Source organism: Bosea sp. PAMC 26642 (assembly GCF_001562255.1).
Taxonomy (GTDB): domain Bacteria; phylum Pseudomonadota; class Alphaproteobacteria; order Rhizobiales; family Beijerinckiaceae; genus Allobosea.
In genome coordinates, this window is sequence record NZ_CP014301.1 from 4,357,920 (window position 1) to 4,377,854 (window position 19,935).

At 65.3% G+C, this 19,935-nt stretch carries 9 protein-coding genes; 2 read left to right on the forward strand and 7 right to left on the reverse strand.

What is annotated here, in order from left to right; translation table 11 throughout:
* Positions 1-47 precede the first annotated feature (47 nt).
* Positions 48-1,541: an amidase gene (locus AXW83_RS20910; RefSeq protein ID WP_156640249.1), complete on the reverse strand. Its 1,494-nt coding sequence runs from the start codon at positions 1,539-1,541 to the stop codon at positions 48-50.
* 216 nt (positions 1,542-1,757) lie between these two features.
* On the opposite strand from AXW83_RS20910, the gene AXW83_RS20915 reads away from it, so the two are divergent.
* Both AXW83_RS20915 and AXW83_RS20920 read left to right on the forward strand, forming a co-directional pair.
* On the forward strand, positions 1,758-2,048 hold the full coding sequence (locus tag AXW83_RS20915) for a hypothetical protein (protein WP_066616764.1): 291 nt from the start codon (positions 1,758-1,760) through the stop codon (positions 2,046-2,048).
* 325 nt (positions 2,049-2,373) lie between these two features.
* Positions 2,374-4,224, forward strand: a complete 1,851-nt coding sequence (locus AXW83_RS20920) for an AI-2E family transporter (RefSeq protein ID WP_236841731.1) — start codon at positions 2,374-2,376, stop codon at positions 4,222-4,224.
* Here the strand turns inward: AXW83_RS20920 and AXW83_RS20925 are convergent.
* The 6 genes from AXW83_RS20925 to AXW83_RS20950 all read right to left on the reverse strand — a co-directional run bounded on the left by AXW83_RS20925 (position 4,218) and on the right by AXW83_RS20950 (position 19,917).
* Positions 4,218-7,577: an error-prone DNA polymerase gene (locus AXW83_RS20925; protein ID WP_066616766.1), complete on the reverse strand. Its 3,360-nt coding sequence runs from the start codon at positions 7,575-7,577 to the stop codon at positions 4,218-4,220. The genes AXW83_RS20920 and AXW83_RS20925 overlap by 7 nt on opposite strands.
* A complete protein-coding gene (locus tag AXW83_RS20930) occupies positions 7,574-9,013 on the reverse strand; it encodes a Y-family DNA polymerase (protein ID WP_335339325.1) in 1,440 nt (479 codons plus the stop codon). The genes AXW83_RS20925 and AXW83_RS20930 overlap by 4 nt, the downstream gene beginning before the upstream one ends.
* A 13-nt stretch (positions 9,014-9,026) precedes the next feature.
* Positions 9,027-9,872, reverse strand: coding sequence for an ImuA family protein (locus AXW83_RS20935; protein ID WP_066616771.1), 846 nt, complete (start codon positions 9,870-9,872; stop codon positions 9,027-9,029).
* A 446-nt stretch (positions 9,873-10,318) separates the two neighbouring features.
* Positions 10,319-11,644, reverse strand: a complete 1,326-nt coding sequence (locus AXW83_RS20940) for an HlyD family type I secretion periplasmic adaptor subunit (protein ID WP_066616773.1) — start codon at positions 11,642-11,644, stop codon at positions 10,319-10,321.
* Positions 11,641-13,380, reverse strand: coding sequence for a type I secretion system permease/ATPase (locus AXW83_RS20945; RefSeq protein WP_066616787.1), 1,740 nt, complete (start codon positions 13,378-13,380; stop codon positions 11,641-11,643). Before AXW83_RS20945 ends, AXW83_RS20940 begins: the two co-directional genes overlap by 4 nt.
* Before the next feature lie 42 nt (positions 13,381-13,422).
* Entirely contained in the window at positions 13,423-19,917 is a 6,495-nt protein-coding gene (locus AXW83_RS20950) for a Calx-beta domain-containing protein (RefSeq protein WP_066616801.1), read from the reverse strand.
* Positions 19,918-19,935 lie beyond the last annotated feature (18 nt).

Genomic DNA, 19,935 nt, shown 5'->3' on the forward strand with positions numbered 1-19,935 from the left:
TTCTCCCCGTTCTATGGTCGTCGCGACGATCGCTTGGTCGAAAATCCCTAGTCGAAGCCCATGAAATTCGGGCTGTCACGTAATTTCGGCGCACGCTCAAGCCTTGCAATGTCCGGAACCGGGCGGGCGGTCAGCGGGTCGCCGGCCAAGAGTGACTCCAGTGCGGCCGCGACCGCAAGCACCTTCGCGTCGCCGCCGCGTGGGCCGACGATCTGCAGGCCGAATGGCATCCCGTTGCGATCGAGCCCGACGGGGAGCGAGATCGCCGGATGGCCGACATTGGTCACGGCATAGGCCATGGCGAGCCAGTGGAAATAGGTTCGGGTCGGCTTGCCGTCGATCTCGGCCGGGTAGAGTTCCGACCATGGCCGCGGGCTCAGCGTGACCGCAGGCGTCAGGATGACGTCGTAGCCGCCGAAGAAGCGCTGCCAGTTCTTGTAGAGCACCGTCTGTTGTTTGAGTGCGCGGGTGATGTCGAGCGCGTTGTAGCGGAGTCCTTCCTCGACATTGGCGCGCACATTGGGGCCGACGAGCTCCGGCGTATCGCGCACCCGCTCATGCATGGCGGCCAGGAACGACACCGCACGCAGCACCTCGAAGGTCTCGTCCGCGCCTGTGCAGTCGGGCGTCGCCTCCTCCGTCACGGCGAAGACCGAGGAAAAGGCGGCGATCTTGTCGGCGAAAACCTCGCGAATATGCGTCTCCGTCGGAGCGAAGCCGAAATCGGGCGTGACCGCGACCTTGAGCGAAGCAAGGTCGATCGTGTCCGGCCTTGCGAAATCCTCCGGGCGGCGCACCTGCCTGCCATGGATCGTCGTCGCCAGCGGATCGCAGGCATCGTCGCCGACCATGGCCGAGAGCAGCAGGCATAGATCGGGGACGGTACGCGCCATCGGGCCAAGCACACTCAGCGGATTCCAGCCGAGCGGGCGCTTTTCGCTCGGCACAAGGCCAGGCGACGGCCGGAAGCCGACGATGCCGTTATAGGCGGCGGGGTTGCGCAGGGAACCGCCGGTGTCGGACCCGGTCGCGATCGGCACCATGCCGGTCGCGAGCGCCACGCCCGAGCCGCCCGATGAGCCCGCCGCGCATTTCATCGGATCGAACGGATTTCCCGTCGCGCCGTAGACCGCGTTGCGGGTATTGGCGCCGGCGCCCCATTCCGGTGTGTTGGTCTTGCCGAGCACGATCGCGCCGGCCTTGCGGGTCTTGGCGACGATGAGCTGGTCCTCCGTCGGCACGAAATCGGCGAAGAGCGGGCTGCCATAGGTCGTGCGCAGGCCCGCGACGTTCTCCAGATCCTTCACACCCAAGGGCAGGCCATGCAGCGCGCCGAGCGGCTCGCCACGCATGGTTGCTTCGTCGGCCGCAGCGGCGGCCTCGCGAGCCCGCTCGTCGTCACGCGCGACCATGGCGTTCACCGCGGGATCGACAGCATCGATGCGGCGTATGCAGCTTTCGACGAGTTCGCGGGCGGATAATTTCTTGGTGCCGATCAGGGCGCGCGCGTCCACGGCGCCGAGATCACAGGGTTCGGTCACGAGATAAGCCTTCCTTGACGACATCTGGGCTGCCAGCGCGGATGCTATGCCGGGACTGGCGAGGCTGTCAGCAAGCAATGTGCCAGTCTGCGCATCGATCGGCCTGTGCAGTTGTTGAATGGGGCCGCCCCGGTCCGGTGATTTTCACGGAACAGTTGGGGTGCGCTGCCGTTGCTCTCACGGGAAACACGCAAGCAAAATATGGGAGATGGGGCGATGACCACCGATCCGATCGGCAAACCACCAACCGATGCGCCGGCAACCTACCGCACGCCGCAGCGACCGGGGCAAACGGGAGCGCAGGAGCAGCGACGCGCTGGCCCCAACCCGCTCTCGACGCATGCGACGGGGCCGCATGCGCCTTATGAAAAGGATGACCCCGACGGCTTCGCAGCGGTCAAGAATGCCGGTCCCGGTGAACCCGAGGCGGCAAAGGCGCCGCCCAGAAAGGGGCTTGATGGCGACGATTTCACGATCATCGACGGGAGCGCGAGGCCCAAACGCTAGAGGCCGCCGTCAGGAAGCACCGATCGGTCAGAGGTCTGATTGGCATTTCATCTTCCCGGCGTCCCACGACGTGGCTTCAGCCTCGAACCTGCGCGAAGACCGGTGATCCGAAGGCGATCGGATCGACCATGGCTTCGGGTTCGTCTTTTGATGAAGGAACAAAGTACGCCGTTTCGCCTTTAAAAGCCGCAGCAGCGTGGGCCGCTGACAGACACATGCAGGCATCGTGGCAAACAACACTCGCTCGCTAGGCTCCGAAATGACACTTGCTTCGCCACAACGTCGTCCAGCGGCTGAAGGTTCAGCTGGGCTCGAGAGCGTGGCAATGGGTGTGTTGATCATCGCGACGCTTTACGTGGGGCGCGAGGTCTTCGTCCCGGTAGCGTTGGCGATTCTGTTCAGTTTTGTCCTCGCCCCTCTCGTTAAACTTCTACAAAAGCTTCGTTTGCCGCGATCGATCGCGGTGATCAGCGTGGTGCTGTGTGCTTTTGCGATCATCGTCGGCCTGGCGATGGCCATGGCCAGCCAGGCGACCCAATTGGTCGGAGACCTGCCGATCTATCAGAATACCATACGGGAGAAGATCGCCTCCCTGAGGGGCGCCGGCCCTGGAGCAGGCGTGCTCTCGCGTGCGGCCGATGTACTTCAGGACCTCAGCAAGGAGCTCGACAGGCCAAACGCCGCGCCAGCACAGCTGCCGTCAGCGGCCCCGGAAAACAGACCGATCCCCGTCGAGGTTCACCAACCTCGCCCCGGCGCGCTCGAGACCTTGCGCGCCTTTCTGACGCCTCTCATTCAACCGCTGACCACGACGGGTCTCGTTCTGATCTTCGTCGTGTTCATCCTGCTCAAGCGCGAGGATCTTCGAAACCGCTTCATCCGGTTGACGGGTACATATGACCTGCAGAAAACCACTGCGGCGTTCGACGACGCTGGAAAGCGCCTGAGCCGACTATTTCTGACCCAGTTGTTGTTGAATTCCGGCTTTGGAGTACTCATCGGCACAGGTCTGTGGCTTATCGGCGTTCCCAGCGCGCTTCTTTGGGGCATCCTCGCTGCGATCCTGAGATTCGTGCCCTATTTGGGCGCCGTTCTCTCGGCGATTTTTCCGATGGTGATCGCCGCCGCCGTGGATCCTGGATGGACCATGCTGGCCTGGACGGCCGGCCTCTTCCTGATCGCCGAACCTCTTGCCGGGCATGTCGTCGAGCCTCTTGTCTATGGTCGCTCGACGGGGCTGTCGCCCGTCGCTATCATCGTCGCCGCAACGTTGTGGACCTGGCTGTGGGGCCCGGTCGGGTTGGTCCTGGCCACGCCCTTGACAGTCTGTCTCGTCGTGCTTGGCCGCCATGTCGACCGCCTGGAATTTCTGGATGTGCTGCTGGGGGATCGGCCCCCCTTGTCGGCGCCGGAGATATTCTACCAGCGTGTCCTGGCTGGAGATCCTGCCGAGGCCGCCGACAAAGCCGAAGAGGTCCTCAAGGAGCGCTCTCTCTCGGCCTATTATGACGAGGTCGCGCTGGAGGGCCTGCGACTGGCGGCGGCGGACGTGTCTCGTGGTGTTCTCGATCTGGGGCGCCAGTCGCAGATCCTGGATACGGTTCGCGAAGTGTTGGACGATCTTTCCGATCACGATGATCTGAAACCCAGCTCCGGCGAAGTGACCACGGATGCGGAAGCGGGAGCAGCGGTGGACGAGACAAACGAGGCGGATGGGACCGCCGATTTGCCTATCCTGGCGGGAGATCAGATCGACGAAGCTTTCCGCGGCGAAGGACGAATTGTCGTGATCGCCGCGCAGTCCAGCCTCGACGAAGCGGCGGCGTTGATGTTGGTCCAGATCCTGGGAAAGCATGGCCTGTCGGCGCGCGCGCTACCCCCCGACACCTTGTCGACCACGAAGTTGTCGGCGCTTGTTCAGTCCGAGCCTGCTTTGGTCTGTCTCTGTTATTTGAACAGGGAAAGCGTGGCCCACATGCGTTATGCGACCAAGCGCTTGCGTCGACGACTGCCCTCCATCACCGTTATTCTGGCTTCGTTCTCGGCACAGCCGAGCGCCGGCGGCCTCGGTGAAGCAACCCTTGCCGATCACATCGAGACGACGCTGCGAGGCGCCAGCAAAGCTTGCATAGATCGCGCGTCCGTCGGCCCACAAGCTCTGGTCAGTGCTCAATGAAAATCCCGCGACTTCGGCATGATCTGGACATTGCGCGGGTGGCGTTGGCGTGGGATTGGCGGATTTTGAATTTCGTCGGCCCGGGTCATCGCAATCTCGGCGCGGTGCGTGTCGGATAGGCTCAGGAGATCGGCGGTTCGGTCGAGGACGCGCTGCGCCATCAGATGTGTCACGCCTTCGGGGCTTTTCTGAACCCTGCCTTCGACGAGCAGCAGGCGTGCGCCCATGACTTCGCGCCGGTAGCGCTCGAACAGGCGTGCCCAGAGCACGACATTGGTGACGCCGGTCTCGTCCTCCAGCGTGACGAAGATCGCCTTGCCGTTGCCGGGGCGCTGGCGCACCAGCACGATGCCTGCGGTTCGCACGAAAGCGGCATCCGCCTTCGCCTCGGTTTCCTGGCTGCTGAGAATGCCTTCCCGTCTGAAGCGCGGCCGTAGCAGGCCCATGGGATGGCCTTTCAGGGACAAGCGCGCCGTCTGGTAGTCGGCGACGACATGCTCGGCCAGCGCCATGGCCGGCAGCCTCATGTCCGGCTCCTCTCCGAGTTCACGCGCCTGCGCCACGGCAAAGAGCGGCAGGGCTTCATCATCCGGCAGGCGCCGCACGGCCCAGAGCGCCTCACGCCGATCCATGCCGATCGAGCGGAACGCATCGGCATCGGCCAGCAGGCGCATGGCGCGTGCCGGAAGACCGGCACGCCGGGCAAGGCCTTCGACATCGGCATAGCCGGCCTGGCGCGCATTGGAGAGGCGGGTGGCCCATTCCTCGGTGAAACCCTCGATCTGGCGAAAGCCGAGGCGAAGGGCGAGCGCTCCTTGCACGTCGCGCTCCAGCGCATTGTCCCAATCGCTGGCATTTACGTCGATTGCGCGCGCCTCCACGCCGCCATTCTCACCCGCCTCCCGCACGATCTGCGCCGGCGCGTAAAATCCCATCGGCTGCGAGTTCAGCAGCGCGCAGGCGAAGGCCGCCGGATGGTGCTTCTTCAGCCAGGACGAGATGTAGACCAGCTTGGCGAAGGAGGCGGCGTGGCTCTCGGGAAAGCCGTAGCTGCCGAACCCCTTGATCTGGTCGAAACAACGCTGGGCGAAGGCGCGTTCATAGCCGCGCGTGACCATGCGCTCGACCATCAGGTGCTCGTAATTGCCGATGGTGCCGTCATTGCGAAAGGTCGCCATCGCCTTGCGCAGGCCGTTGGCCTCGATGTCGGTGAATTTCGCCGCGACCATGGCGAGCTTCATCGCCTGCTCCTGGAAAAGCGGCACGCCCTTGGTCTTGTTCAGGACTTCGAATAGTTCGTTGGCAGGACCCTGATCGGGCAATGGCGCAGGATAGCTGACCTCCTCCAACCCGGCCCGGCGCCGCAGATAAGGATGCACCATGTCGCCCTGGATCGGCCCCGGCCTGACAATGGCGACCTGGATGACGAGATCGTAGAAGATGCGCGGCCTTAGCCTGGGCAGCATGTTCATCTGCGCCCGGCTCTCGACCTGGAAGACGCCGAGCGACTTGCCCTCGCAGAGCATGTCGTAGGTCGGCCCGTCATCGGCCCCGATATCGGCCAGCCCAAGATCCTTGCCCTCATGCTCGCGCAGCAGGTCGAAGGCCTTTCGGATGCAGGTCAGCATGCCCAGCGCCAGCACGTCGACCTTCATCAGTTGGAGCGCGTCGATGTCGTCCTTGTCCCATTCGATGAAGGTACGGTCGGCCATCGCGGCATTGCCGATCGGGACCATCTCGTCGAGCCGGTTACGCGCCAGCACGAACCCGCCGACATGCTGCGAAAGGTGGCGGGGGAAGCCGAGCAGGCGGATGGCGAAATCGACGGCGCGGCGGATCGTCGGATTTGCCGGATCGAGCCCGGCCTGACGGATATGAGCATCACCGATCCCGGTGCCCCAACTGCCCCATTGCGTCGAGGCGATCCGCGCTGTGACATCCTCGGTCAGCCCCAGCGCCTTGCCGATGTCGCGGATGGCGCTGCGCGGCCGGTAGCGGATCACGGTTGCGGCGATGCCGGCCCGATGGCGCTTATATTTTTCGTAGATCCACTGGATCACCTCCTCGCGCCGCTCATGCTCGAAATCGACGTCGATATCGGGCGGCTCGCGGCGCTCCTCGGAGAGGAAGCGCTCGAACAGCAGATTTCCCTCGGCGGGGTCGACCGCCGTGATGCCGAGCACATAGCAGACGGCGGAGTTGGCCGCCGAGCCGCGCCCTTGGCAAAGAATGCCACGGCTGTCGGCGAATTCGACGATCTGACGAATGGTCAGGAAATAGCGCGCATAGTTGAGCTTGGCGATCAGCGCGAGTTCCTTGTCGAGCAGACTCCGCACCTCGTCTGGCACACCCAGCGGATAGCGGATTTCGCCGCGACGCCTGACCAGTTCCTCGAGCCAGCTTTGAGCTTCCCAGCCGGGCGGCACCGGCTCGTCGGGGTATTCGTAGGTCAGTTCGCCAAGATCAAAATCGATCCGGCCGAGCAGATGGCCGGTTTCCTCGATCGCCTCTGGCGCATCGTGAAAAAGCCTGGCCATTTCCTGTGACGTCTTGAGATGGCGCTCGGCATTGGCCTCGAGAAGGCGGCCGGCCCGATCGATGGTCGTGCCCTCGCGGATGCAGGTCAGCAGATCCTGAAGGTCGCGCTGTTCGGGCGCATCATAGAGAACGTCGTTGGTCGCCAGCAGCGGCGTGCGGGTCGCGGCCGCGATCGCCTTCAGGCGCGCAAGGCGGCGGCGATCGTCGCCGCGTCGATGCATGGCGGCCCCGAGCCAGATAGCGCCGGGAGCGGCCTCGTCGAGCCGGGCAAGAAGCGCCGGCAGGTCGTCGAGGCTGCGCGCCGGCATCAGAACGAGCAGGAGATCACGCGCGTCGGTAAGCAGATCGTCGAGGATGAGACGGCATTCGCCCTTCTTCACCCCTGGCTTGAGGTTGCCATGGCTGAGCAGGCTGCAAAGCCGGCCCCAGCCCGTCCGATTGGCCGGATAGACGACGATGTCGGGCGTGCCGTCGGCAAAGACCAACCGGGTGCCGGTGACGAGTTTGAAGGCTTGCGCCATCGCCTTGAGATGTTCGGGCGTGAAGGGCAGATCGGCGAAGGCCGGGTTCTCCAGCCAGAGATATTCGCCGGGGCTGCCGCCCTCGCGGATCTTTTCGGGTGCGGGCAGGCCATGCTCGCGCAACTCCTTCAGGGCGCTCCAGGCCCTGACCACACCCGCCATCGTGTTGCGGTCGGCGATGCCCAGTCCAGCATGGCCGAGCAGCAGCGCCGTCAGGACCAGGTTCGGCCCCGGCGAGGCGGCGCGCAGGAAGGAAAAATTGGTCGCGGCTGCCAGTTCGGCATAGCTCGTCATGCGAACAGCCCATGCAGGAACCAGCGCGGTGGTCCTTCATCCCGCTCATAGAGTCCCGCCCGGAACAGCCAGAACCGGCGGCCCAGCGCATCCTCGACACGGTAATAATCGCGCGTCGGCTCTGCAGGGCCATCGCGCCACCATTCCGGCGCGATCCGCTCGGGACCTTCGGCGCGGGCGATCTCGTGCAAAACGCGCCTCCAACGAAAGCGCAGCGGCGGGCCATCGGGCACCTGCGCCAGGGTTTCGATCGGCTGCGGTGGCTCGAACAGCTGGAGCGGGCGCGAGGGTGGTCCGCTCGGCTCCGGCGCAGGCCAGGCGATCCTGGCAGCAAGCGGCGCAGCGACCGGGACAGCCTTTGCCTCGCGGCGTGGATCGTGGCTGTCCTGCGCAACGAAGTGCAGCACACGGTCGCGGCCGAACCGGGCAACCAGCCGGTCGACCAGATCGGCGACCGCGTCGTCCTCCACGGCATGGCCATCGAGGCTCGGCTGATGGGTGTTCAAGGGTTCGCAGATCGGGACGCCGAGGCGGATGGCGTCGAAGCCGAAACCGGGGTCGAGCGGGTCCGACAACGTCTCGATGCGCTCGCGATAGATCCGCAACAAGGCTTTTGCGTCCCGCGACGGCCGGCCCGTCTCGACCTTGAGCCGCCGAACTGCGCCATCGCTGCGGAAAAAGCTGAACTCGAAGGCCCGCCCGCCTTCGCCGCGCTGTTCAAGTACGCGGCCGGCATCCGTGATCAGCCGCACCACGACCTCCTCCAGCCCCGCCATATCCAGCAGCGGCTCGGTGAAATGCCGCTCGACCATGCAGGCCGGCGGCGGTCGCAGCGGCGTGATGCGCGCATCCTCCCGGCCCAGCGTCCGCCGGAGCCGGACCGCCAGATCCTCGCCGAAGCGGGCCGACAGCGCGCTCGACGGACGATCGGCCAGATCGCCCACGGTTTTCAGCCCGGCGCGGGACAAGGCGATGACAGTCTCTGCGCTGATCTCCAGCGCAGCGGCCGGCAGTGGACGGATCACGGTCTCATCCTCGACTACGGGAACGATGCCGCCCGCTCCGAATCGCGAGAGCGCGTGGGCAGCCTCGGGCGTGCTCATGATGGCGGCTCGATGAGCGAGGCCACCCCGGCGCAGATACCCGGCGATCAACGCCAACAGAGGCGCCTCACCACCGAAGAGATGGGCGCATCCGGTGATGTCGAGCACTAGGCCGTGAGGCGGATCGAGCGCGACCAGCGGCGTGAAACGGTCGCAGAAAGCTGCAAGCCGATCGATCAGGCGCTGATCGGCGTGGCGGTCCGCATCGACCGCGACGAGATCGGGAATTCGGGCGCGCGCATCGGCCAGCGTCAATCCGCGCGCAAGACCCAGCCGAACGGCGTTCGCGTCGCAATCGACGAGGCGCAATGCGTTGTTTTGAGTCTCGACCACGACTCGCGGTGCCTCACCCGGCCTGACGGAGCCCATTGCTCCGCATTGCCTCTTCAGCCGGTCGGTCGGCAGGAAAGGAAACCACAAAGCCAGATAACGGCGGGACATGGGCAGGTCTCTTCGGGCTTGCGGCTCTTTCGGGAAAGGCGGGTTGCTCCTGGAAGGATTGTCGGTCACGGCACCACTCCACACGCCACTCACGCTCACTGACGCCGCCGCGATGGCGCAGCAGCCTGATTTTGAAAGCCGGATCGCCCGGTGCATTGGCCTCCAGGGCCCGCGATGGCAGGGCCGCAACTTGCCAGCGGGTGTTGGCGGCGCTGGCCTGCCGTCCGGATGAAGCCCTCAGCAGCACCGTCGTAACGCCGGAGGCCTCAGCCGCCAGCGCCAGCCGGCGGCTGGCTGTCAGATCGAGCAGACGCGGCTCGCCCCAAAGCTCGATCAGCACCGCCCCCAGCGCCGAACAACGCGCAGCCTCGGCTCCGGCTCGCAGCACGCCCGCCGCATCTCGCGCGCGCACCAGCAGGATGCGGGAGGGATCGAGACCGAGTCCGATAAGCCCGGGCGGATGCAGGCGCCCCGTCTCGGCATCGAGAAAATCCTGCCTGACCCACAGGATCGGGCGGTTCTGAGCGGCCCTGATCCCCAGCCCCACGGAAAACCCGGTCGCGGCGGCAAGGTCGGGCGTACCTCCCGCATAAACCTCATGCAGAGCAGCGCGCGCGATGCCGCCGCCGAGCGGCATGTCGAGAACCGAGGCGCCAAACGTCACCTGCGCCCCAACGGCACGCCCGGAGCGCAGCGCAGCCTCGGCAAGGCTGCATCGCAGATCGGCCAGGAGCTTGTTGTTCGAGGGCATGTGGACAAGACCAATGTTCGCTATTTGTTCTTATTTAAACTCATCGATCCGTAAAGGCGAGTCCGCCCTTCCACCGGCCAAGGCAATGATGATCCGCAGGCGATGTTCCAGCGTAGGCGCGTAGCGACCTCAAGAGCCCTTGGGCGCTCGTTAAGAGAACAGCTGATCTGAGCGGCGTGCGTATCACGACTTGCGTCACACGTACGCGAGCCATGGCGCCGCAGCCGGCATGGGTCTCACGATAGCAGGACGCCCCCTCGGACATGCTGACGTCAAAACGACGATCGGTACAGCCATTTCGACGCAGATCCACTGCAATGGCACCTAAGTCAGATGAGCAACACAACGTCGTGGCATCTTATGAACCGAATGGCGAAGCTACCTGGTAGACGCCGGATAACACTCAACCTGAACGCCAAATGCTCCAGCAAATTGCCGTTCTTGGGTCATCTTTCCCGAAACGCCTTGGCGATCTGGTCCTTGAGCGGCTTGATGACGAATTCGAGCGGGGTGCGGTCCTCGGTTCTGACGAAGATCTCGGCCTGCATGCCGGCCGCGATGCGGTTCGGCGCGAGACGGGCGCGTTCTTCCGCCGGGACCGAGACGCGGATGGTGTAGAAGGTCGCCGCCGTCTGCGGGTCGCGGCTGGTGTCGGCCGAGATGCGCGTGACGGTGCCCGCCAGCTCGGGCGTTGTGCGCTGGTTGAAGGCGTGGATGCGGATCTGGGCGTGTTGGCCGAGCCCGATCTGATCGATGTCGGGAGGATTGATCCGCGCCTCGATCTGGAAGTCGTCCTCGGCGGGCACGATCAGCATGGCGGGTTCGGCCGGCGTGATCACGCCGCCGACCGTGTGAACGGCGAGCTGATGCACGAAGCCGGCGCTAGGGGCGCGGATTTCGATGCGCTTGAGCTGGTCTTCGGCCGCGACCTTGCGCTCGATCAGCTCGGCCGTCTTGCCCTGGACTTCGCGAAGTTCCTTCGCCACCTCTTCGCGCAGCGCATCGTCGATCTGGATGATCTGGAGCTCGGTCTCCGCGATCTTTCCCTGCGCCTGAGCCAGGGCCGCGATCAATTGGCCCTTATGTCCGTCCAGACTCGCCGCTTCGCGTTCGAGCGCGCTCTTGCGAGTCAGGGCGACGAGGTTGCGGGCGTAGAGGTCGCGCACGCCGAGCAGTTCCTCCTCGATCAGCACGGCCTGGCGGTCGCGTGCCGCCTGCTGTGCCGTGAGGCCGGCGATCTCGTCCCTGAGCTGGCCGATGCGCTTGGCGAGCTGGGCCTTCTGGCCGTCCCGCGCGGCACGCCGCGCCGAAAACAGCGCCTGCTCGGATGAGACGAGTTCGGCGATGTCCGGCTCGGCGAGACGACGCGCCAGCGCGGGCGCGATGATGATCTCGTCCCTGCGATCGCGTTCGGCCTGGAGGCGCGGTCGCCTGGCCGCGAACTCATCGAGCTGGTTGACCACGACCTGCAAATTGGCACGCGTGACCGTGTCGTCGAGCCGGATGAGAACCTGATCCTGTTCGACCCGGTCGCCGTCACGGACCTTCAATTCGCCGACGATGCCGCCGGTCTGGTGCTGGACCTTCTTGACGTTGCCGTCGACGACGAACTGGCCCGGCGCGACGACGGCGCCCGACAAGGTCGCCGCGACCGCCCAGACACCGATGGTGCCGGCGAAGATGAAGACGCCCGCACAACCCGCCAGTGTCAATCGAACGAGGGTCCGTCCGAACGCGGGTTCGTCGTCGATGAGGTCCGGCTTTTTCGTCATGATGCCACGGCCTGGCGCTGGATCCCCGGCAGACCACCCTGGCGCAACACCTTCTGCAGGATCTCCTCCTTGGATCCGAAAGCAGTGATGCGGCCATCGGCCATCATCGCGATGTGATCGACGCCGGCGATCGCGGTCTGGCGATGCGTCACGACGACGACGATGCCGCCGCGGCTGCGCACGCTCCTGATCGCCATCGTCAGCGCCTCGTCGCCGTCATGGTCCAGGTTGGAATTGGGTTCGTCGAGGACGACCAGAAAGGGGTCGCCATAAAGCGCGCGTGCCAGCCCGATGCGCTGGCGCTGGCCGCCCGACAGCGCCGCGCCGCCCTCGCCGATCATCGTCTCGTATCCGTTCTCGAGCTTGACGATCAAATCATGAGCGCCGGCCGCCTTCGCCGCGGCGACGATGGTGTCGTCCGAGACGTCCGGCTGGAAGCGCGCGATATTGTCGGCGACACTGCCATCGAACAGCTCGATGTCCTGCGGAAGATAGCCGATATGGTGGCCGAGCGCTCGCGGCTCCCATTGACTGAGCGCCGCGCCGTCGAGCCTGACCTCGCCCTTGAGCGGATGCCAGGCACCGACGAGGGTGCGCACCAGCGTCGACTTGCCCGACGCGCTGGGCCCGATGATGCCGACGCCCTGGCCGGCCTCCAGCTGGAGCGAGACACCGTGCAGGATGGGCATCTGGCGGCCGGGCGCGGCGACGACAAGCGCTTCGGCAGAGAGGCCACGTTCAGGTCTGGGCAGCTCCGTTCGTGGCAGCGACAGGAAGGCGGAAGAGTCGAGCACCTGCTTTAGCCGCGCCTTGCCCTGGCGGGCCGCCGCGAAGCCCCTCCAATGCGCGATCGCGACCTCGATCGGCGCGAGTGCGCGCGAGGCCATGATCGAGGCGGCGATCATGGCTCCGCCCGAAATCTCGCCCCGCAGCGAGAGATAGGCGCCCAGCCCGAGCACCGCCGATTGCAGTGCCATCCGGAGCACTTTTGCGAGGGAGCCGATGCCACTTGTCGCGTCGGCCCCCGCCAGCCAGTTCTGGACATGGTGTCGGTCGGCCTGCCGCCATTTGCGCTCAAAGGCCTCCGCCATGCCCATGGCGGTCAGGGCCTCGGCATTGCGCCGGCTCGCCTCGGCGATAGCGTGGCGCGCGACCGAGCTGGCCGCCTGCGCCTTCATCGCGGCGCGGCTGCTGCGCTCGGTGACGACACTCAGGAGGACCACGACAAGGCCACCACCGACCGCGAGCCAGCCCAGCCAGGGATGGAGCAGGAAGCATCCGGCGAAGAACAGCGGCATCCACGGCATGTCGAAGAAGGCCGTCGGCCCCAGCGAGGCCAGGAAGGCGCGGATCTGGTCGAGATCGCGGATCGGCTGCATCGCCTGTTCGGGGCGCCCTCCCATCAAGGGCAGCTTCTGCGCCGCGGCGAAGGCGGCAGGCGAAACCTGCTCGTTGAAGCGTGCCCCGATGCGCGACAGGAGCCGAAGCCTGATGGCCTCGAGAAAGCCCTGCAGCGCAAAGGCCGCGAGCAACAGCAGCGAGAGCCCTATCAGCGTCGGCACGCTGCGCGAGCTCAGGACCCGGTCATAGACCTGCAGCATATAGAGCGAGCCGGACAGCATCAGCAGGTTGATCAGGCCGGAGAACACGCCGACAGCCACGAAGGCGCCCCGGCAGGAGGCGAGTGCCGTGGCGACGATCGAGGCGGCGGAAGCGGTGGCGGCGCGGCGCGGCATGGGAAATGATCAACTCGACGCAACGATGATGAAATTCTGTGTCTAGAAGGTCGGCTGGATCCAGAAGTCCTCGGGGCGCAGCTGCGACGTCCCGTCCGGTCTCCAGATCGCGTTTGGATCGGCCTCGTCGCTGCTGTCGGCGGGCCATGTCGGGTCGAGCGCTGTCGGATCTGCGGCGATTTTTGCGTCGGGCTCATTCGCAATCGTGTCGGGTATGAACCCGCTGTCGAAATTCACCTCTGCGGTCTGCGGCAGATCTTCGCCGAACCTGGAGGCGACGATCATGCTGTCGGCCGGATCGGCGGGGGCGAATTCGAAGACATCCGACACGGTCAGAGCACTGAACGACTGAACGGAGGGTGGCGCGGGGGCGACAAGCTTGAAGTTGTCGAGCAGCGCGCCGAAACCGTCGCCGCCCTGGCTTGCGATCTCACGGATGGCGAGGCGGTCCTGGCCGCCGGTTCCGGTCAGGGCGACGTTGAAGACCGCCCAGGCGGCGCCCGGCGTCGTGGTCGCGACGACGACGTCGTTCCAGACGATCTCGACCCCTTGCGTCGTGGTCGAGACGCCCGGCCGGCTCCGCAGGTCGAAGCTCAGATTGTAGGCCTGGCCCGCGACGGTCTGCACGCTCTGTCCGAAGCCGTCGCGCAGCCAGTTGTAGTCGAGCTCGGCGAAGGTGGTGCCGTCTGTGGCGACGACCCCGTTATGGGCGTTCCACAACTCGATCGAGCCTCCGCCGGCGATTGCGGTCCAGCCCGGGATCGACTGGAAGGCTCCGTAATTGTTGGCCCCGACGCTGGCCATCTCCAGCGAGCCGTTGACGAGCAGGTTGGTGCCGGTCGGAAGGGGATCGTTGTCCAGGATGGTGACGGCCGCGGTACCGCCGATTGCGATTGGGGTGCCGTTCAGCGTAGCGCCGCCGAGCGTGACGGTGAAGCTCTCGCTCGGCTCGAACGTGGTGTCGTTCAGGATCGCGAGTGTCGTCGAGATGCTGGTTTGGCCGGCGGGTATCGTGATCGTGGCGCCGGTGGCGCCGGTGAAGTCGGAGCCCGCGACTGCGGTTCCGTTCACCGTCGAGTAGGTCACGACCACGTCGCCGGCCTGGGCCGTGTTCAGGGTGAAGGTCAGGGTGGTGCTGGGATTGGTGCCTTCCGTAACCGTGGCCGGCGCGGCCGCGGCCGAGACCTGCGGCACGACCGGAGCCGGATCGTTGTCGAGGATGGTGACGGTGTCTGGACCGCCGGTTGCGATGGCTGCGCCGTTCAGGGTAGCGCCTCCGAGCGCGACAGAGAAGCTCTCGCTCGGCTCGAAGATGGTGTCGTTCAGGATCGCGAGCGTCGTCGAGACGCTGGTTTGGCCGGCCGGTATGGTGACTGTGGCGCTGGTGGCGCCTGTGAAATCGGAGCCCGCAACTGCGGTTCCGTTCACCGTCGAGTAGGTCACGATCACGTCGCTGGCCTGGGCCGAATTCAGGCTGAAGGTCAGGGTCGCGCTCGGATTGGTGCCCTCTGTAACGGAAGCCGGCACGGCCGCGACCGAGACCTGCGGAACGACGGGAACCGGAGGGCCGCCGCTGGAGACAAGCCGGAAGTTGTCGAGCAGCGCGCCGAAACTGTCGCCGCCCTGGCTTGCGACCTCGCGGATGGCGAGACGATCCTGGCCGCCGGTTCCGGTCAGGGCGACGTTGAACACCGCCCATGCTGCGCCGGGCGTCGTGGTCGCCACGACGACGTCGTTCCAGACGATCTCGACCCCTTGCGTCGTGGTCGAGACGCCCGGCCGGGAGCGCAGGTCGAAGCTCAGATTATAGGCCTGGCCGCCGACCGTCTGTACGCTCTGGCCGAAGCCGTCGCGCAGCCAGTTGTAGTCGAGCTCGGCGAAGGTCGTACCATCAGTGGCGACGACCCCGTTATGGGCGTTCCAAAGCTCGATCGAGCCTCCACCCGCGATTGCGGTCCAGCCCGGAATCGACTGGAACGCACCGTAATTGTTGGCCCCGACACTCGCCATCTCCAGCGAGCCGTTGACGAGGAGATTCGTTCCTGTCGGAAGGCTGTCATTGTCGAGAATCGCCACCGTCGCAGGCCCGCCGACGGTGATTGGAGCGCCGTTCAGCGTAGCGCTTGCGAGCGCTACCGTGAAGCTCTCGCTCGCTTCGAAGCTTGTGTCGTTGAGGATGGCGAGGGCGGTCGAGACGCTGGTCTGTCCTGCGGGGATGGTGATCGTGGCACTGGTGGCGCCGGTAAAGTCGGATCCGGCAATGGCCGTGCCGTTGACGGTCGAGTAGGTCACGATCACATCGTTGGCCTGAGCGGTGTTCAGACTGAAGGTGATGGTCGCACTTGGGCTCGTTCCCTCGGTGACCGTGGCCGGCGCGGCCGCGACCGAGACCTGCGGCACGACCGGAGCGGGATCGTTGTCGAGGATCGTCACCGTCGCCGGGCCGCCCGTGGCGATGGCCGCGCCGTTCAGCGTGGCGCCACCGAGCGCGACGGAGAAGCTTTCGCTCGGCTCAAAGGTGGTGTCGTTCAGGATCGCGATCGTCGTCGAGACGCTGGTCTGCCCGGCCGGGATCGTGATCGTGGCGCTGGTGGCGCCAGCGAAATCCGATCCGGCGATCGCGGTCCCGTTCACCGTCGAGTAGGTCACAACCACATCGCTGGCCTGGGCCGAATTCAGGCTGAAGGTCAGGGTGGTGTTCGGACTGGTGCCTTCTGTCACCGAAGCCGGCACGGCCGCGACCGAGACCTGCGGAGCGGGCGGAACCGGGGGGCCACCGCTGGTCACAAGCTTGAAGTTGTCGAGCAGCGCGCCGAAACCGTCGCCGCCCTGGCTTGCGACCTCGCGGATGGCGAGACGATCCTGGCCGCCGGTTCCGGTCAGGGCGACGTTGAACACCGCCCATGCTGCGCCGGGCGTCGTGGTCGCCACGACGACGTCGTTCCAGACGATCTCGACCCCTTGCGTCGTGGTCGAGACGCCCGGCCGGCTCCGCAGGTCGAAGCTCAGATTGTAGGCCTGGCCCGCGACGGTCTGCACGCTCTGTCCGAAGCCGTCGCGCAGCCAGTTGTAGTCGAGCTCTGCGAAGGTGGTGCCGTCTGTGGCGACGACGCCGTTATGGGCGTTCCAGAGCTCGATCGAACCCCCGCCCGCGATGGCCGTCCAGCCCGGGATCGCCTGGAACGCGCCGTAATTGTTGGCCCCGACGCTGGCCATCTCCAGCGAGCCGTTGACGAGCAGGTTGGTCCCGGTCGGAAGGCTGTCATTGTCGAGAATCGTCACCGGCGCAGGCCCGCCGATGGTGATTGGAGCGCCGTTCAGCGTAGCGCTTGCGAGCGCTACCGTGAAGCTCTCACTCGCTTCGAAGCTTGTGTCGTTGAGGATGGCAAGCGTGGTCGAGACGCTGGTCTGTCCTGCGGGGATCGTGATCGTGGCGCTGGTGGCAGCGGTGAAATCGGAGCCCGCGACTGCGGTTCCGTTCACCGTCGAATAAGTCACGATCACATCGTTGGCCTGGGCAGTGTTCAGACTGAATGTGACGGTGGTGCTAGCGCTCGTGCCTTCGGTAACCGTGGCCGGTACCGCCGCAACCGAGACCTGCGGCACGACCGGAGCGGGATCGTTGTCGAGGATCGTCACCGTCGCCGGACCGCCCGTGGCGATGGCCGCGCCGTTCAGGGTGGCGCCGCCTAGTGCGACCGTAAAGCTCTCGCTCGGCTCGAAGATGGTGTCGTTCAGGATCGCGAGGGTGGTCGAGATGCTGGTTTGGCCGGCCGGGATGGTGATCGTGGCGTTGGTGGCAGCGGTGAAGTCGGAGCCCGCGACGGCCGTGCCGTTCACCGTCGAGTAGGTCACGATCACGTCTCTGGCCTGGGCGGTATTCAGGCTGAAGGTCAGGGTCGCGCTCGGATTGGTGCCCTCTGTAACGGAAGCCGGCACGGCCGCGACCGAGACCTGCGGAACGACGGGAACCGGAGGGCCGCCGCTGGAGACAAGCCGGAAGTTGTCGAGCAACGCACCAAAGCCGTCGGTTCCCTCACTGGCGACCTCGCGAATGGTGAGGCGGTCCTGGCCGGTGCCGGTCAGGGCCACGGTGAAGGGGGCCCAGGCAGTGCCGGGCGTGGTGGTCGCCACGACCACGTCGTTCCAGACGATCTCGACGCCTTGCGTCGTGGAGGCAACGTTCGGCCGGGCTCGAAGATCGAAGGTCAGCGCGTAAGCTTGACCCGCGACGGTCTGCACGCTCTGCGTAAAGCCATCGTAACCATAGTCGAAGTCGAGTTCGGCGAAGTTGGTGCCGCTGCTTGCGACCACGCCGTTATGGGCGTTCCACAACTCGATCGTGCCGCCGGTCAGCGCAGTCCAGCCCGGAATGGTCTGGAACGCGCCATAGCCGTTGACCCCGACGCTCGACGCCTCGAGCGATCCATTGACGAGAAGATTGGTCCCGGTCGGGATCGGTTCGTTGTCGAGGATGGAGACTGTCGCAGGTGCCCCGACAGCGATGGCAGCGCCGTTGAGCCTCGCACTGGCGAGTGCCACGGAAAACGTCTCGAGGGACTCAAAGGCGGTGTCGTTGAGGATGGCGATCGTGGTCGAAACGCTGGTCTGGCCGGCCGGGATGATGATCGTGGCGTCGCTCACGCCGGTGAAGTCGGAGCCGGCAACCGCGCTGCCATTGAGGGTCGAGTAGGTAACGAGCACATCGCTCGCCTGGATCTCGTTCAGGCTGAAGGTGATGGTTGCGCTGGGACTGGTGCCTTCGGTGACCGAGGCCGGTGTCCCGGCGACACTGACTCTTGGCCCATCTGCGGAAAAGATCTGAAGCCGCCCGATCCCGCCGGTCGTTGCCCCCGCTTCCTCGCGCTCGCCCAGATCTGCATAATAGACGTATCCATCCGGCCCCTGGACAAAATGCACGGGCGCGAATGCCGAACTCGAAGTATAGAGATACTTGACATCTTGGCGATTGTTTGAATCGATCGTAAAGACATGGCCGAAGGGAAAGTTCGTGAAAAAATAGTCGCCCTGAAATTCGGTCGGATAACGGTTGCCCGAATAGACGAGCGAACCTCCGGTGATGGCCTGATTCTGGAAGCCTGGGACGGCTCCCGCATGCCCGAAGCTCGCATAGGGCGGAACCACAAGGATCGAGCCGTTGTTCACGCCTGCATAGAACGCCGCTGCATTCGGCAATGCATTATAGCCACTGGTCTGACTCAGCACCCCGCCTTCGCGGCCCTCGAACCAGGGCCATCCGAAATTGGCGCCGGGGCCGGCGGAGTTGATCTCCTCATAGGCGTTCCAGCCGGTATCCGTGATGAAAAGCCGCCCGACGGGGTCGAACGCGATCGAGAACGGGTTTCGCAATCCGTATTGAAAAACCTTCGAAATGTTGGAGTCGAGGTTCTGGCCCGGTTGGTAGAACGGGTTGTCGGTCAATCCGTCGCCGGTCAGCGGATCGACCCGCAGGATCTTGCCGGACAGGCTGTTGAGGTTCTGGACGTCCGGTGCGCGCGGGTCGGCGTAGTTGGGCGAGGCGCCGTCTCCGATCGAGATATAGAGTTTCCCGTCGGGCCCGAAAGCGAGCGACCCGCCGGCATGGGTCATCGAATCGACCTTGATGTAGTCCTGCTTGATGCCGCCGACGACCAGCGGGGGTTGGGACGCGTTCGGGTTGAGGTACCTTTCCGATGAGGGCAGCGAAGCGAAGGCCGGATCCGAGAAATCCTGGTTGCCGCTGCCGTTGATGTCGGCGCGCGTCTGCCCCGTCGCACCGGCAATGACGACGCCGCTGCCGGGAACGACCCGCAGGTAACCCTCATCGGCATCGGCCGTGAAGCGGACCACATGGGCAAAGCGGTTTCCGGGGTAGTCCGCGCCGACGCCGGGCGGATCCACCACGTAGAACGCATAGAGGTAAGGGTTGTTCGCGAAATCAGGGTGGAGCGCGATGTCCAGCAGCCCACGGTCGTTGAATTCGTTGACCTGACCTCGGAGGTCGATGAACGCGCCCAGATCCGCCCCGGTCTGCGTATTGAAGGTGCGGATAAGCCCACCCTTCTCGGCCACGTAGACGATGTTTGGGTTTATCGGCGAGAATTCGAAGTTGAGCGGCTGGTCCAGATTCCGGATGACGGGCTCGACGACGACCTGGTAGTCCGAGATGAGCGGCGGATTGACCGGCGGCAGAACCGGGTTCTCGTCGTCCAGGATATTGATCCGCAACGTCCGGGGCACGCCGAGCGTCCCGCTGTCCAGACTGACCAAAGAGACGATGAACGTCTCGGTCGCTTCGTTGAGTGCGTCATTGACGAGATCGAAGGGGACGGTGACGCGATCCTGCCCCGCCTCGAACCTGACGACGCCCGATGAGCCGATGAAGTCGGCTCCTTGCGCCGCGGATTCCGAAGTCACATCGTAGGTGACGTTGACGGGCGAACTGAGATCGCCGGTTCGCAGGAACGTGGCCGTGATACGTCCGTCCCGCTCGCCGAAGTTAACCTCCGTCGCGGCCTGGAAGATCGTGCCACTCATAACCTACCTCACCGATCG

Bases quoted from the DNA above. Each gene is read 5' to 3' on its own strand.
- AXW83_RS20920 (WP_236841731.1), top strand. From the start codon at position 2,374: ATGGGTGTGTTGATCATCGCGACGCTTTACGTGGGGCGCGAGGTCTTC.
- AXW83_RS20925 (WP_066616766.1), bottom strand. From the start codon at position 7,577: ATGACGAGCTATGCCGAACTGGCAGCCGCGACCAATTTTTCCTTCCTG.
- AXW83_RS20950 (WP_066616801.1), bottom strand. From the start codon at position 19,917: ATGAGTGGCACGATCTTCCAGGCCGCGACGGAGGTTAACTTCGGCGAG.
- AXW83_RS20915 (WP_066616764.1), top strand. From the start codon at position 1,758: ATGACCACCGATCCGATCGGCAAACCACCAACCGATGCGCCGGCAACC.
- AXW83_RS20945 (WP_066616787.1), bottom strand. From the start codon at position 13,380: ATGCCGCGCCGCGCCGCCACCGCTTCCGCCGCCTCGATCGTCGCCACG.
- AXW83_RS20935 (WP_066616771.1), bottom strand. From the start codon at position 9,872: ATGCCCTCGAACAACAAGCTCCTGGCCGATCTGCGATGCAGCCTTGCC.
- AXW83_RS20940 (WP_066616773.1), bottom strand. From the start codon at position 11,644: ATGACGAAAAAGCCGGACCTCATCGACGACGAACCCGCGTTCGGACGG.